At 45.9% G+C, this 16,206-nt stretch carries 11 protein-coding genes and 1 pseudogene; 1 reads left to right on the top strand and 11 read right to left on the bottom strand.

The window, feature by feature from the left end:
• Positions 1-165: 165 nt before the first annotated feature.
• Complete coding sequence (locus C0Q44_RS11265) at positions 166-1,200, top strand: BtrH N-terminal domain-containing protein (protein ID WP_105407306.1); 1,035 nt, start codon at positions 166-168, stop codon at positions 1,198-1,200.
• 152 nt (positions 1,201-1,352) lie between these two features.
• On the opposite strand, the gene pstB is transcribed toward C0Q44_RS11265, so the two are convergent.
• From pstB to C0Q44_RS11210, 11 genes and pseudogenes are all read right to left on the bottom strand, one after another.
• The gene (gene pstB, locus C0Q44_RS11260; protein WP_105407305.1) at positions 1,353-2,108 is read right to left on the bottom strand and encodes a phosphate ABC transporter ATP-binding protein PstB; all 756 of its coding nucleotides are present in this window, start codon (positions 2,106-2,108) and stop codon (positions 1,353-1,355) included.
• Between the two features lie 96 nt (positions 2,109-2,204).
• Positions 2,205-3,113 (bottom strand): phosphate ABC transporter permease PstA, encoded by a 909-nt coding sequence (gene pstA / locus C0Q44_RS11255; RefSeq protein ID WP_105407304.1) that lies wholly within the window; start codon positions 3,111-3,113, stop codon positions 2,205-2,207.
• Positions 3,110-4,078 carry a phosphate ABC transporter permease subunit PstC gene (pstC, locus tag C0Q44_RS11250; RefSeq protein WP_105407303.1) on the bottom strand — a complete coding sequence of 323 codons (969 nt, stop codon included), beginning with the start codon at positions 4,076-4,078 and terminating at the stop codon, positions 3,110-3,112. The genes pstA and pstC overlap by 4 nt, the downstream gene beginning before the upstream one ends.
• Positions 4,079-4,183: 105 nt before the next feature.
• Positions 4,184-5,047: a phosphate ABC transporter substrate-binding protein gene (locus C0Q44_RS11245; protein WP_105407302.1), complete on the bottom strand. Its 864-nt coding sequence runs from the start codon at positions 5,045-5,047 to the stop codon at positions 4,184-4,186.
• A gap of 78 nt (positions 5,048-5,125) precedes the next feature.
• Positions 5,126-6,520 carry a stalk domain-containing protein gene (locus C0Q44_RS11240; protein WP_258166245.1) on the bottom strand — a complete coding sequence of 465 codons (1,395 nt, stop codon included), beginning with the start codon at positions 6,518-6,520 and terminating at the stop codon, positions 5,126-5,128.
• A gap of 170 nt (positions 6,521-6,690) precedes the next feature.
• Positions 6,691-7,299: pseudogene (locus C0Q44_RS11235) on the bottom strand (aldo/keto reductase); the annotation flags it as partial.
• Positions 7,300-7,317: 18 nt separating this feature from the next.
• Positions 7,318-8,454 carry a response regulator gene (locus C0Q44_RS11230; RefSeq protein WP_105407301.1) on the bottom strand — a complete coding sequence of 379 codons (1,137 nt, stop codon included), beginning with the start codon at positions 8,452-8,454 and terminating at the stop codon, positions 7,318-7,320.
• A gap of 20 nt (positions 8,455-8,474) precedes the next feature.
• Positions 8,475-11,501, bottom strand: coding sequence for a histidine kinase (locus C0Q44_RS11225; RefSeq protein WP_105407300.1), 3,027 nt, complete (start codon positions 11,499-11,501; stop codon positions 8,475-8,477).
• 141 nt (positions 11,502-11,642) lie between these two features.
• The gene (locus tag C0Q44_RS11220) at positions 11,643-13,958 is read right to left on the bottom strand and encodes an S-layer homology domain-containing protein (RefSeq protein WP_105407299.1); all 2,316 of its coding nucleotides are present in this window, start codon (positions 13,956-13,958) and stop codon (positions 11,643-11,645) included.
• A 24-nt stretch (positions 13,959-13,982) separates the two neighbouring features.
• Positions 13,983-15,428, bottom strand: a complete 1,446-nt coding sequence (locus C0Q44_RS11215) for a dockerin type I domain-containing protein (protein ID WP_181150933.1) — start codon at positions 15,426-15,428, stop codon at positions 13,983-13,985.
• Positions 15,429-15,741: 313 nt separating this feature from the next.
• Positions 15,742-16,182 carry a GNAT family N-acetyltransferase gene (locus C0Q44_RS11210; RefSeq protein ID WP_105407297.1) on the bottom strand — a complete coding sequence of 147 codons (441 nt, stop codon included), beginning with the start codon at positions 16,180-16,182 and terminating at the stop codon, positions 15,742-15,744.
• Between the last annotated feature and the right edge of the window lie 24 nt (positions 16,183-16,206).

Raw genomic sequence — 16,206 nt, 5'->3', positions numbered from 1 at the left:
TAACGTATTCTAACCTTCTTTACTTTAAAACCCTAAAAATTGTTACGTACATTCACTCTCTAATTGCTAGTAGTAACCCCCCTCTGCTTCTCCTATCTCAGAAGAACTGTGAATTCATTATTTACGATTTCCCATAAGTCAGAACATTAATTAGGAGGAGATTCATTGAACAATATCATTCTTCCGATGTATGAACCCAGATTAAATACCTTCAACGTATACGCTGCATTATTTTCTATTATCGCGAAAGATGAAAGCTATCTTCCATGGTTTTATAGTAATTTTATTTCAATTGGAATTAATACTTGTGACGACACGTTATATTTTACTGATCACTTCACTTTTTTTGAGTATGGGGAAGGATTAAGTTCATGTCCATGGCTAGAGGTGTATAAGCCATCACATAAAACCATTTACTATCAATATTCATCCAACATTAAGGAAACGTTAACCAGCTATTTGAATCAAAATAAGTACGTCTGGCTTTATTTAGATCAATTCTATATCCCACAAAGCAACAATTATCATAAAATGCACAAAGAACATTCTGTGCTTGTCTACGGATATGATGATGCAACCAATATATTTCATATAGCTGATAATTTAGACAACGGCAAGTTTATAAAAACAGTGATTTCATACCAGCAACTTATACAAGCCTGGGAAAGCGATATTTGCGAACATTTCCGTAGATTGTTTCGAGTTATTACTAGCATAGAGGGCGAATACCAACTCGACACGACACATCTCAAGAATCAATTAGAAGGATACTTGTCATCAAGCTGCATTACACAAGGGATTTACTGGGATCAAACCCCGGTTGATGGACCTCATACTTATGTACAGAATATACAATATTGGATATTTGGTCATGAAGTTTACAGCTATACACAGCAACTAATGAAGCAAGTAAAAGAAATGAGTGATATTAAAAGTAAACGATTGGATATACGTATTCCTCACCTCTTATGGGAACATAAGAAATGTATGGTAGAACGAATAAAATATCTTAATTTGGATATGTACGATTTTTATAGTGAATATGAGAAGATTGCAACTAACTCATTAACCATCCGGAACCTGACTGCAAAATATAACTTAACTCAAAAAAATAGTATCTTGGACGAAATAGATACTAGACTTAGTGAAGTTGTATATACCGAAGGGATCGCTTTAAGAAAAATGATAGAAATGCTCTAGCGAAATTTACTTTCTGACACTAAATACTCGCTAATTACTTAAATGTGGATACCCTTCTTTATACTGCGTCGTGAAAATACTTTTATTGATAACAGCAAAAGCCTTTCAGATCATATCTGAAAGGCTTCCACTACTCAACGACCAACGGACCCTCAACCAAACCTGCCACTAATATAATCCTGCGTACGCACATCGACTGGCTCGGCGAACATGCTCTGGGTAGCGGAATATTCCACAACTTCGCCGTTCAGGAAGAACACCGTCTGCTGGGATACGCGAGCGGCTTGCTGCATGTTGTGTGTAACCATCACGATCGTATAATGTTCCTTCAGTTCATGCACAAGCTCCTCAATTTTAAAAGTAGAGACGGGATCAAGCGAAGCAGTTGCCTCATCCATCAGGAGAATATCCGGTTCCACGGCGAGCGCACGAGCGATACACAGACGCTGCTGCTGCCCACCAGACAGGCTTAACGCGGAGCGCTTTAGATTGTCTTTGACCTCCTCCCACAGAACTGCGGAACGCAGGCTCTGCTCTACGATCTCGTCCAACTTCTTCTTGCCATGAATGCCGTGCTGCCTTGGACCAAAAGCCACGTTGTCATAGATGGATTTCGGGAAAGGGTTCGGTTGCTGAAAGACCATACCAATCTTCTTGCGAAGGGTCTCCACATGAACTTCACCACTGTAGATATCGGTTCCCCCTACGGCCACTTTGCCTTCAATCCGTGTGCCGGGTATGCGGTCATTCATCCGGTTCAGCGTGCGCAGTAAGGTCGATTTCCCACAACCGGACGGTCCGATAAAAGCAGTAATTGCCCGCTCAGGAATTTCAATAGAAACATCCTTCAGCGCTTGAAACTGACCGTAATACAAATTCAATTGGTTGATCTCAATAATAGGTTGCACGAGGTGCCCTCCCGGGTTGGAATGGAATGGATTGCAGATTCAGCTTAGACTGTTGCGTTGTTCCAGGCGATACCGAGTAGCGGCATCCTCTTTAGATCAGGTTTGATTTTTGCGTGCATTCAGCCAGAGGGGTACACGGAACAGAAGATTAATGAGCAAGGCAACAAAGATCAGTACAGCGGTTGTCTTCTGCGCAATCTCCACCGCATCTGGCACAATGGCTTCGGATTGGATGTACCACAGATGTACGGCAAGGGTTCCTCCAGGCGAGAGCAAGTTAAAGTCCCACATTTCCCCGGATGTTGATACACCGGCAGTCAGAATAATAACGGCACTCTCCCCGAATGCACGGCCTGCGGTCAGGCAGATACCTGTCATGATTCCGTTGAGGGCCACCGGCAGCAGAACTTGGCGGATCGTCTGGAGATGCGTTGAGCCCAGCGCAAACGATCCATTGCGAAGCTCCACTGGTACGGCCCTGACCGATTCCTCCGTTACCCTGGTAAGCACAGGAAGATTCAGGAATGCAAGGCTGACGGCGGCACCCAGAATGGTCAGACCAATTTCGAAGAACTCTACAAACAGCGCGATACCGAACAATCCGAAGATAATCGATGGAACAGATGACAATCCTTCCACGCAAATGCGAACCGTTTCGATGAGCTTATTGTTTGGAGCAAACTCTGCCAGATATATACCAGCTGCCATACCAATGGGTATAGAGATGATCAAGGATAGAATCAACACATAGAACGAGTTGAACAGTGCTGGGCCGATCCCTCCGCCTTCTTCAATCTCACTTGGCACACTGTAGAGGAAATCCCAGCTGAGCAGGGGCAGTCCTTTGTTCAACAATATGAATAACAGTCCCACGATGAACATAATGACAACAATACCGACGCCCCATACCATGCCTGTAAAGAGTCGATCCATCCACATTGATGAACTTCTGCGTTTGCCAAATGAGTAGGAAGGGACTGCTTTCGTCTGTTTATTCATACTCATAGGTTGTGGCCCCCTCTCTTCTGAAACAGTCTAACAATAACGATCATCAGGATGGATATCGCGAGTAGGATAAAACCCATCATATACAGACCATGATTCCAGGTAGAGTCGAATTCCACGCTAGAGATCTGCATAACGATATTGCTGGTCAGCACGGATGTGGGTGTGAACAGACTGTTAGCAAGCTGTGCGGTATTACCGATCACCATGACCACCGCCATCGTCTCTCCGATAGCACGAGTCATCCCGAGAATGACGGCATACATGATCCCGCCTTTGGCAGCAGGTAAGACCACACGAGTTACGGTCTGGAATCGATTCGTACCGAGTGCATAGGCCGCATCACGGTATTTATTCGGAACAGCAGATATGGCATCATCACTGATTCGGCTAATCGTGGGAAGTACCATAATGGTCAGTACAATGGACGCTGCGAGCAATCCGTCAGCCAGATCACGTCCACTAATATCCCTTAGCCAGGGGATGAGGATCGTCAGTCCGAGGAAACCGTAGACCACAGAAGGAATGCCCACTAACAAATCCAATACAGGCCGCAGAATATGGCGAAGCCATTTGGGTGTCATCTCGGCCAGAAATACGGCAATGATAACGGAGATGGGAATGGCGAACAACATGGTGAGACCCGTTAGAGCGAGTGTTCCCAGGATAAAGGTCAGCGCACCGTAATGCTCATTCTCCGGGTCCCAGTTGGTAGAGAAAAAGAATTCGCTCAGCGAAACATCTGCAAAGGTAAGCACACCTGTGCGAAGCATGAGGATCAGGATGCATAGAAGGACCAGACAAACAAAGCCGGCACTGCCGATGCATACCATGCGAAACAGGTTATTGGACCATCTCAAACGCGCCTTACGGTTAAAGCGGGAGCCCGATTCGGGAATCTTGCTAATGCTCGATCCAAGCTCACTCTGGGCATGGCTGTTCGTAGATGGATTCATATCGATCATGAAGTGCTCTTCCTTTCACATAGAGAAGCCAGCTTGCGACCGTGCGCCGAAGCTGGCTATCCCTTTTCTTATGAAATGTGAGAATGACGAACGTGTACGGCTCCGTTATTTAACAGCTGCAAGCGGAATGAACTTCAGCTTTTTCAGGGAACCGTTCTGGAACTTGCTGCTCTGGATATACTCAATGAACGCTTTGGTTGCACCCGTTGGTTGACCTTTGGTCATGTAATAGCCGATGCCCCATACTTTGTACGTTTTGTTCAGAACGTTCTTCTCTGTTGGTGCCACGCCATTGATGGATACAGCCTTCATTTTGCTAGTCACATAAGGAAGGTCGATATAACCGATTGCATTCGGTGTCGTTTCAATACTCGTTTTCATATCACCGCTGGAGCCAACTTCTTTGTAGTTGTCCCCTTTACTCATGAAATCCTTGCCATCCAACGCTTTTTGTTGGAAGTTGACCCGCGTGCCGGAACCGAATTTACGGTTAACGACAACAATGTTGGCATCCGAACCGCCTACTTCTTTCCAGTTGGTCACTTTGCCGGAGAAGATGTCCTGCAATTGCTTTGTTGTCAGACTGCTTACACCCACATTGGTATTGACGACAGCCGTAAATACCGTTACCGCTACCGGATTAGCTACCATTCCATCAAACTTCTTGAAGCCTGGTACATCCTTGGATGCATCCCAGTCCACAGCACCGATATCCGCAATCCCTTTACGTACGGATTGTGGTCCTGTAATAGAACCTGCGGCGGAAGCCGAGATTTTGACCTTTGGATTGTCTTTCTTGAACTCACTTGCAGCTTGAAGTGTCAGCGGAAGCAATGCCGAGGAACCGTTGATAACAATTTTGCCTTTCTCTGTGCTCTTGGCAGCAGATGCTGTCGTAGCACCTCCCAGGCCACCAATTAGCGATACAGCCATAAGCATAGCTGTGAAAGGTTTGATCCATTTTTTCATTTTTATAAACTCCTCTCGAATTGTATAATTTTTATTTTCTTAATACGTACTTATCACTTGTCACTCTGGATCAAAATATTACTTCGTAACTGCTCTCCAGCTACCGCCAGCTTGAACCAGCACACGACCGTTCTCGGTTACAGCAATTTGTGTTCCAGCCACCGTAAGGGAGGATACGTCCGAAGATACCGTGTATAACTTCGTTTGTTTTCCTGTCACTGTGTCAATGGAAACAATGACGCTGTTACGATCATCCTGCGCAGCCAGTACGTACAAGATGCCACCCGACAGAACGGCTTGCTCAACATCGGTATCTCCATACACAGAAGTCGTCTTCTGAGATGAATCCACTGACAGTAGCGACGCCTTGCCATCTTCGGAGGGTACACTTACGTAGTAGGCCTTCTGCCCGTCGACGGACCAGACAAACACTTTGTCATCGGTTGAAGTCGTTAATTTTGCCGCTTTAGGTTTTGTTAATTCGTTGTTATATGCATATATTTGTTGTTGATTCGCTGAAAAATCGATGGACACGTTGTCTTCATCTACATTGGTTACATCGGAAGTTACCTTACCCAGTGTCGTTACCGTATAGATGAATCTTTTACCATCCGCAGACACATTCAGGTTCTCCTTGTAGTCTACCTTGTCTTCGACCACTTTCGTAATCGCTCCATCCGCCAGATTCAGCTTCGCTATGACCGACCCTTTATCTCCTTGCAGGAAATAGATTGCACTTCCGTCCGCAGACCACACCAGCTCCGGCTTGATACTGTTGTCGCTGGTAATCCGTTTGGATGCTTTCGTCTTCAGGTCCATAACATAAACGGCTCCTTCAGCATTCGTATAAGCCGCTTGATCCGCATTTGGAGAAATGAGGAGATCCGATCCACCATCCGTCGTTAACAACAGTTCATATTTACCGCTTGTGGTATCTACGAGATAGTCGCTTCTGCCATTGGTATCACTCTTGGAGACAATCAGTCTGTCTGCTCCGGCAAAACGGGGATTCTCTGCTCCTTCAAAGAGAGCCACCGTGCTGACCTCAAGCAATCCATTTCTCTTGACGATTGTACCGCCAACGCTGGATATCAATGGTCGAAGCGCAACGTAACTTGTACCCGCAATGATCGTAACCGGTTGATTCAGATTCACTTTGGCGCCATCCACTACGAGGTGTTTCGCATTATTCTGGAATGTCACTGTGTGATCGTTCAACTTGATCACTGTCGTTCCATTATGTACTTCTGCTTGCGCGCCAATCGCCTTGGTCACATCACGAAGTGAAACGAGTGTCTCGCCATTCTTAACGATGGAACGAACGATGATGCTGTTACCGTTTATTGTAAGCGTGGAATTTTGCACCTCAGCTGTACTAGCTGCAGGTTTCATTACAGGAGCAGCCGATACTGCACTGACCACAGAAGTTGTTAACACTGTGGCTACCATGGACACTACGAACGCTTTTTTCATTGACATTGGCTCTTGTCACCCTTCTCTATTCCATATAATTTGCCTTTTGATGTCATGCCCTGCTGCCTGGTATTCTGCATGTATCGTCATTATGAGAGCTTGCCTGCCTCATCCCCCTAACCTTCCACGTTCCTAGTCAAAATGACCTATCACGTTTGTTATTATAGGGCTCATTTGTAAACGGAAAATCTTGGTATTGTTAACGAATTGTCAATGTTTTCATAATTCAGTTCAAATCTATATCTTGCTGTTGGCAAACGCTCTTTGGATATATGCAAAATGCTCAGATAAAAAGTTTCATCAGCCGACAGTTCAAAATCAAAAACCTCGCTATTTTCTCTGATTCGCTTCGGATTGGATGATTTAGGAATCAGGATGACGCCACGGTCCAGGTGCCAACGCAAGATCACTTGAGCCACCGTCTTGTGGTGATGATCGGCAATTTCCTTCAATACCGGATGCTGCAATAATACTTTATTCCCCTGTCCCAACGGGCCCCACGCCTCATGTATAATCTGATGTTTGTCCATATAGGCACGTAGTTCATTCTGCGGAAATTCCGGGTGCGTTTCGATTTGATTAATCATCGGCCCAATTCGCGTGTGCTTCCGTAATTCTTCCAAATGCTGAATCTCAAAATTCGCAACTCCAATGACTTTGATCTTGCCTTCCTCGTATAATTCCTCCATAGCTTTCCATGTTCCAATATAGTTTGGCGAGGCAAAATGGATTAAGTACATATCGAGGGAATCAACACCCAGTTTGTTTATCGTTTCTTTGAAAGCTTTCTTGCACGCTCAGACCTTAATCTGTTCATATATTTGTCTTGTGACAAAAGAGGGCTGGATGTTAAGCTCGGTCAATCGTTCCTCAAGGTTCCGATAGATGCGCAGCACATGATCATGCTTACCCATAAACATATACGCCTGCATGGCACAACGATAAGCTTCTTCTTCATAGGGTGACTGTTCGATTGCAAGCTCCGCTGCATCTGCTGCTTTTTTGCCATTATTCTGCTCAAGATACCTCGTCGAAAGCTTCAGCCTGAGCTCTAGAGCGAATTGCTCCAGCTTATGACTTAGTTCCGATACCCAAGGGTAATCTTCTTGTGGAAGCAGTTCATCCTGATACATATGCAAGCTCCGCTCAATTTGGGCTATGGGCACATTCGCTTCATGCTGCATTCGCAGGGAGACCTCCATAAAATCATATACGTCTGCTCTGATTCGCTTTTTATCAAGGATGTAGTGCTCATCTTTATAGCTTACCATTTGTTCCATTCCGGTCTGTCTCAAGTTTTTTCTCAGAAGACTCACACAGGTGTGCATATAAATTTTGGCTTTTTCATATCGCTCATCAGGCCATAAGTATTCAATAATCCGATCCCGGTGCACGGCACTGGTCGTTGGGTCATGCAGCAGTAAATAGGCGAACAACTCTTTCTCCTTGGCTGTCCGCCACATCATCACTTCTCCGTTTGTGGGTGTGACACGAAATTTCCCAAGCATTTGGACAAATAAACGATTCTGATCATCCGTATGGATAATAGGTTGCTCCACGCCTGTACTGGAACTTCTGTCCTTCATCAGACGCTCAATCGTTCGTGACAGACGCCCCATCTCAATCGGTTTGAGCAAATAATCCAGCGCCTCATGCTCAAAAGCCGCTAATGCATACTGATCATAGGCGGTCGTAAATACGATAATCGCATCCGGTTCTACCTCATGTATATTCGCAGCCAGTTCCAATCCGCTCATTCCCGGCATTTCAATATCGAGAAACCAAATATCCGGGCGCATGTGCTGGAGTGCATCAAGCGCCTCGAAACCATTGACCGAGCGCCCTGCTACATTTACTTTACCTGTTCGAGTAAGGAACATTTCCAGCATATTCAAAGCATGAGGCTCATCGTCCACCAAATACGCTTGCAGCACTCCGGTTCCCCTCTCCTCAATTACTGGTATGGAAATTCTATTATAATCTTCGTACCTTGACCTTGCTCACTGAGAATGACAGGTGCCTGTCCGTTCAAATGCTTTAGTCGTCTTTGCACATTCTGCAAGCCAATCCCCTGCTCGGTCAAGCCTCTATCCATTATTAATTCCACCTGCTGAGCTGACATGCCAACGCCATCATCCTCAACCACCACCTGCACCCTGTCCTCATATCTTTGGATGCATAGCTTCACCGTTCCACCATTTATCTTTTGGGATACGCCATGCCGAATCGCATTTTCCACCAGGGGCTCAATGAGCAGAGGCATAACCTTGCATGAATAAAGTGAAGTATCTACATCGAATTCAACTTGAAGCCTGGAGCCAAATCGCTCTTGCTCAATCTCGACATATGCCTGAACAAGCTCCATTTCCTTGCTTAACGGGATCACTTCCTCCGAATTATCCATATGAAAGAGAATCCGCAAATACCTGCTGAAGCTTCCCAACAACTCACCTGCCCTCGGGCCATCCGTAAAACATAAAGACATGATCGTACCCAGGGCATTATACAAGAAATGAGGTTTGATCTGTGAACGCAGGAAAGCCATCTCATTATTGGCCGCCTCCTTGACCAGTCGCTTCATGCCAAGCAGTGTATGTACACGTACGAGAATTTCTCCTGCATCCAGTGGACGTGTAATAAAATCGTTGCCGCCTGCTGTAATACATGCCTCGATATCAGCAGGTGTACTGCGCATATTAATAAACAATACCGGAAGCTCCACCTGACTGAAGTCCTCACGAATTCGCTTGCACAGCTCATAGCCTGTAACGGATGGAAGCAACGCATCCACTATGACGAGATCCGGCAGCTTGCCGCTTGCAAGTAGCGAATGGACTTCCAGATCAGAGCTGGCAAAGCTCACTAGAAATCCTTCTGTAGAAAGCAATGTATTCAGATGCTCCATATCCACGAGATCGGTGGTGGCAATCAAAATGACTGCTGAAGCGTTACCTGACGGTGCGCCTGTCAGATCCGTTCCATCGTCCTCCTGAGATACTGCTGACTCTAAGGCTGCCTCCACGCCAGCCTCTTCTGCCGTTGGAAGCTCCATCTGGATCGATTCTGCTGCATCGTTGACGATTAGCCGCCCCTTCATAATACTGACAAGCTCTGCTGCAATAGACAAGCCTGCTGAACCATTGTGCAGATGCTCAGAATCTGGGCGTTCTTCCCTCTCCAAATGAACAAGATGCTCCGTATGTGCCTCGAACCGAAGTATAATCCGTACATGTTCGTCATGCCGCTCGCACTCAATGATCAGCTCTCTGTGGCTATGCTGACCAATCAGGTGATAAACCAAGTTATACAGTACTTGCAGGAGCCGACTTTCATCCGCAATGATATATCGGGCCTCAGGCTCCAGTCTACGGACCAGTACGATCCCTTTTCCAGTGGCCAGAAAACCCAGCACCTCCGTAACCAAAGAAAGGCAGGATACCAGATCAACCGTGCCCACTGCAACCTTCATACTGCCGTCTCTGAATCGTGACATATCGATCAAATCATTCACAAGGTTGGACATCCGGTAAGCGGTGTTGCGTATGAGCTGAAGCTTGCTTCGCATCTCTACCTCATTCGTTCGTCGCAGGGGTGTTCCCAGCAGTGAACGAGACAAGTGAATGATACTGTGGAGCGGTGAGTTCAACTCATGCGAGGTAAGAAGCAGAAACTCGTCCTTTACCTTGTCCGATAACTGGAGCTCACGGGTAAGCTGCTGCATGGAATCATAAGCCCGGACATATTGATAGATGAGCAACACGGTAAATGCACCCAGAATGAATAGTGTAGTGCAATTGAGCAGAATCTGGCTCATTGGATTCCAGATGACCACAATGGCGAGCATTGAATTCACGAGCATAATCCAGATGCACGTTATGAGCAGTTGGAATTGAGATCTGCTTTTACTCCCATATTTCCTCAGCATATACTGGCGAAGTATTACGATAAAGGCTATGACATAAGTAAGCAGGGCGACCAGATACATGATATCCTGAACATATGAATAGATTCGAAATGGCGTTACAACAATTAGAATTACATATAAAATAAGCAAGAAACTGGGTACCCTGAGCCATTTCCACGAGATGACCCCGGATGCGAGCTTCCAGGCAATCATGCTAACAATCACAGGTACACCGTATACCGCAATGGACTTCAGCTTGAAGACCACTTCAAAGGATAACTCGGGAAACAGCTGCAACAGCAAGCGTTCCCCATTGGTCACCACAATGAGTGCGAAACCAACAAAGAAAAGTGCATATAACAATTGAACTCCGTCTCGATGTAAACGAATATACAGATAGAAGAATAATAGGCCGAACATCAGTACCATTCCAATAATCAATAACTCAAATCCTGATTGAAGAATGGCCCTCACTCCTACGGACTTTCCCTCGCCCAGTTCAATCGAGCTATATATGCCACCACTGCGAAAATCAAAATTAGCCACCTGCAGCACAATTTCAATCTCTTTATTCTCGGAATGGAAATAAATCGTATACGGTTCATTGCGAGGTTCATAGGCTTGGGCAGAGGTCGCAGGCAAGCCGGATTGTCCCACAAGCTTCCCATTCACATACATCGTATCGGAGAACCGGACATAATGTTTGGCGATAGCCAACTGCTCATCCTGCGGCACATTACGAACAATCAGCCGATATGTTCCATATCCTTGTCCGCTCATCGGATGCCCGTTATTAATTTCTTTATCCTCCCAATTGCCGGGAACATACATCATTGTAGGTCTGATCTGTGCCTGATGTAACTGCTCTGGTGTCAGCAGTTGATCTGGATAAAATTCCCACTCTCCATTTAATGGAATAATCGCATTCGTCCATTTTGAGCCCGTCAAATCCAGAATCCCCTGCTTCGCAACAGGCGTTTCCCGCCCTCCGGTGATTTGAAACACCATAACCAGTATAAGAAGTAACGTCATGAATACAAGTCCTTGCAAAAAACGATCCTTCCTTATGACAGTCATCTCTCCCTCTCCAGCAGCTATAGCCCTTTCAGCATAGCGTTATTTTCGCATTCCCCATTCACGCTGTCCATCATTATTATGCAACAAATCCCGCCCATCCCTATCTAACGATAGGGATGGGCGGGATTTGAAATATATTTATTACTTGGACGCGGCTTGAATAGCACCAAATGCCCAGTGAGTGCCTGATACATCCTTCCAAATCGGAGCTTCCTCAAGCACAGGCTCACGTTTCAGTACACGATTCAACAAGGTGACTGCTTCTGCACGAGTCAATGCATCGTTCGGACGGAACGTACCTTCCCCAGAGACGCTCATGATACCAGACGCAAGTACACGCTGAATGGCTTCACGAGCCCAATGATGGGCAATATCTGTGGGTTCCGCTCCATCGGTAGCTTGGCCCTTCAGGATCCGGTCCACAATCACAGCCATTTCTGCACGTGTGATGGAACGATCCGGCATGAAGTTTCCGCTGTCATTTCCTTGCATATAACCGGCAGTGGTAGCCAGGCTAATCGCTTCACGTGCCCATTCTGCCACTGGCATGTCTGAGTAGTCCACAGGTGTGGTGTCCGCATTGGTCGTGAAGACTCTGGACAGAAGAGCAGCCATTTCAACCCGTTTAACGGCTTGATCCGGTCTGAACGTACCATCCGTATAGCCCTGAATGTAGGCGGATGACTGGGTGCCGTTCATTAGAATAATGGAAAATGTGCTGAATTTGGTGACTTCAAACTCAATCCCCGGTTGGTCTGTTCCATTAAACTTAACAATCTTACCCTCAACGAGTTCCTTCGTTCCATCGCTATGTTCAATAAATACTTGCAGCTTGTCCAGTTCCTTCTGCGTCAGGTTTGTATCTCTGATCGGCAGCACAACCGTCACCGGACGACTGCTCATATTCGTCTCAATGGTCATTGGACGACCTACCAAGCGGAAGTCGGCAGTGTTGGTTGATGGTTTGACTATTAATGGATCTTTCTGGATACGCTGTTCCACCTCTTCACGCCCTGCGGCATCCTTGATCGGCACAAGGTGGAAGAATATATCCGAGCCAAGTCCCTGTAAAGAATTCGCCGGAAGTTGCAGGGAAGCATTATCCGTTTCAATATACAGATTCATCTTCTCATCTGCCATCAGTGAAGTAGACTTGGCAGGCAGCTTCACGTTAAGTTCAGATACCTCATCCTTCTCATCCGGAATCATAATCCGTGCTATATTCGAACCGGCCTTCTTCAAGCTCTCAATCGCACGAGAAGTCTGCTCGGCCGTCAGATTCACTTCATCCTTTTTGCGTCCATCTGCCCCTGTTGTTCTTTCGATGATCGTTGCCGAAACAACAGCGTTCGCATTCCGTTCATTGGTCACATTCACCGTAATCTTCTTGGAAGTGCTTGCTGGCGGCGATGTTGTTGACGAACCGCCGGAGGAGCCCGGATTGGATGGCGTTAATGGTGGTGTAACCGACTCACCAATGACAGCCACTTTGCCTAAAGATACCTGTTTCTTCATTTCAATCGCATCTGTATCTGTCACCGTAAAATGTTCAGGCAGTGTTTCGTCGACGATGTGTACCGGATACTCGCCCTTGGCTGCACCGGAGGCAATCTTGAACTCAACCTGGAACAACGTCTGACGATTCTCGGATGCCGGAATTGGACTTTGTCCCCCAGCCTCGTCACTCCAGCCCACGATAATCGATCCTGTCTCATTATTCGCGTTATACTGTATTCCCGGAACGTTACCTGTAACCTCAACCACCTGAAGGGCTGCGGGATTATACTTCAAGCGTACCCCATAAGAGCCAATCGGCTGGTCTAGCGAAGCTGTATCGACTGAGACCGTGACCTTGTCACCTGCTTTTCCTTGCGCTGATCCGATGGAAACAAGTACTTTACCAATCGGCTTAGCCTCTGACAGCACAGTAACTTGTCCATTTTCCCCAGTAGCCTGAAACGGATTATTTTCCGTAATCAATGCCCCTGAATGAAGGTTTACTGAACTTGCACCGGCAGTCGCACTATCCTTGATTTTGAAATGAAGGGAATACAGCTCTGTAGATTGATCGATGAGTTTTTGAGTCTTCATCACAATATGAATGAAACCTGGAGCAGACGTATCTTTGGTCAAGCTAACTCCCTGATAGTTTGCATAGGCCTGCTGGTTCACCACCTCATCACCATCCACTAGTTGGAGCACTGCCGAGTCATAGGCGAAGGATAGTTCTGAATGAAAAAAGGAAAACTCATTCCCCTTGGAATCATAGGTTACAGGTACTTCAACGGTATCCCCAGGTTTCCCGGATACTTCGCCGATATGAATAACAGGATCTACACTGGCCTCTGCCTGAGGTATCCACGAGAAAATCATGGAAACCATGAGCAGTATAGTCAGAATAGCTTTCATCGGCCGCTTGGATTTTTTAGAAAATAGATATGGATTATTGTTTGGCAAGATAGTCACCTCTTTCTAGATTAGTCAGTTGATGCCCAAGTAAACGCCCATAATCAGCACTGAATCTTTCATATCGAGTACACCGTCATCGTTCATGTCCAATGCTTCAATTTGTTCCGGTGTAAATGTGATCAATCCTTTGATATATTTATTGACCAATAACGCATCAGCTGGTGTAAGCACACCATCCCCATTGGCATCACCCTTGATTCGTAGGAAAATGGTTACTGTCGCCGGATCAGAGAAATCGCGCCCATCCTTCGCCTGCCAGCTAAACGTCGTCTTTATTCCCACTTCTACCGCTTGAGGAATGAACGTCAATGTACCCAGTTCAGAGGCCTGAATAACCTGACTCTGCACTACGTCTATGCCATTTAATTGCAACCTGCCACTCCCCGGCAAAGATGTGATGCGTACATCGGTCAACTCTTGACCATCTGCATCAGCATAATTACTAGTAAAGTCTGTTGAAGTGAATGACACAGGAAGACCTTTCTTGACTGTTTTGGAAAAAGGGCCTACTTCAGGCTTCTGATTAATCTCCACTGTAAGTCCCAGAAATCGATCAAAGGTTCCGTCTGAATTGAACACGATAATTCGGTTATTAGCCGCATCCGTTATGTACAGTTGTTCATTCGGACCAATCGCAATCGCGTCCGGATCATCAATCGGATACTCTGCACTTGTACTTAACCACTTCTCCAGAACAGGAGGAGAACTATAGGACGCACTGGCGTAACTTGCCCGTTGAATCTCTGTCTCGTTTACGACAACATAGAGATATTTATGAACAACATCCACAGCTAACTCTCCAAAAGAGTCTGACGGTTTCGACAAGTTAGATATGCCATTCAGAGTAATAAATCCCTTTTGGCTATACCAGGCTTCGCCATTATCTCCACGCTCTACCCCGACGTTCCCCAGGAGTCCCCCAGTGCTACCACTGCCATAACCCGTGCCATCCAAGTAAATATTTCCGAGAATGGTATGCAATTCTGGTGAACTACTAAATTTCCTATAGGCGTCGTGATACACATACAAGACTTCACTGCCGTTGCTCTCGGCTATTGCCATACTTTTGATATTCATTATTGGTGTAATCCCTGAAACCTGCTGAACGGAAAATTTGGATATCAGACCCGTAATTTCAGAATGAACAGTTCCATCGGGATTAAAAATGTGCACCTTGGCATTTTCTCCCGATTCTCCAACATAGATCAGTCCATTTTTCCGTACAGTAACAGCGGTCGGATCGTTAACCTCCATCGTTGACAAAACGCTCCCATTCGCTGTCGCCCGAAGCACACGATTGTTTCCAGTATCGGCAATGACCATTTCGGTTTCGCCACCCATTGTCTTGTAGAATTCGATATCTCTCGGTTGATTTAGTGAAAAAGGGGCTGTAGCGGCATATGCCGCATGAGAAGGTACGATCACGGTAGCTAATAACATCACCATAGATGTTAACATGGCCCATCGTATTGTACTCTTTGACACTCTCTTTCCTGTTTGTAATTTCAAATGATCTCCTCCTTATTCATATCTCTGCGTACGTTCTGTCCTACTATAGCAATCCGCTCTTAACAATCACTTAAAACACCAAAAGGGTGAACAGTTACGTCCGAAAGAAGGTTTCCCTAATAAAAAAACGATGGAGTCAACGGCTGCAAGAGCGTTAATTCCATCGTTTATGGTTGAACCCGTCACCGGTAGATATAATAGACCCATCCAAGAATTACACGAATGGGTCTACATCTATCGTACTTATCTTTCCGATGTAGTTTTATGGTAAATAAACGGACATGAATACATCCACCTCATCTTCATGGTCGAGAACGAATCCAAATCGTTCATACAACCGCCGGGCTGGACTGCCCTGCAATACATTCAGCATCACACGTTTACCCTTGACCTCTTCCTGATCAAGAAGCCTTGTTAAGACCTGAGTCCCTATTTGCTGGCCTTGGCGATCGGGATGAATATAAAAGTGTTCCAAAAGAGCCCCTTCTGTCGTAGGCTTCAACGCTACACAACCCACCATCTCACCATCTGCTTCAATAATCAACGTATGCACAGGATCGAATGAATGACGGAAACGCTCACGCACTTTAACATCATCATATCTTCCAAGTCTCGTTAGATCATCATAGAGAACCAAGGCTCGCAGATCAGCCAACGGTTCCTGTTCTACTTGTGTGGATTGACGCATCGTTATCAAATTCATTAGCTGAACTCCTTTTTATAAGCG

The organism is Paenibacillus sp. PCH8 (assembly GCF_002968835.1).
In the GTDB taxonomy this organism is placed as follows: domain Bacteria; phylum Bacillota; class Bacilli; order Paenibacillales; family Paenibacillaceae; genus Paenibacillus.
The sequence above is the reverse complement of the archived record's forward strand: the minus strand, read 5'-3'. Positions and strand labels throughout refer to the sequence as shown.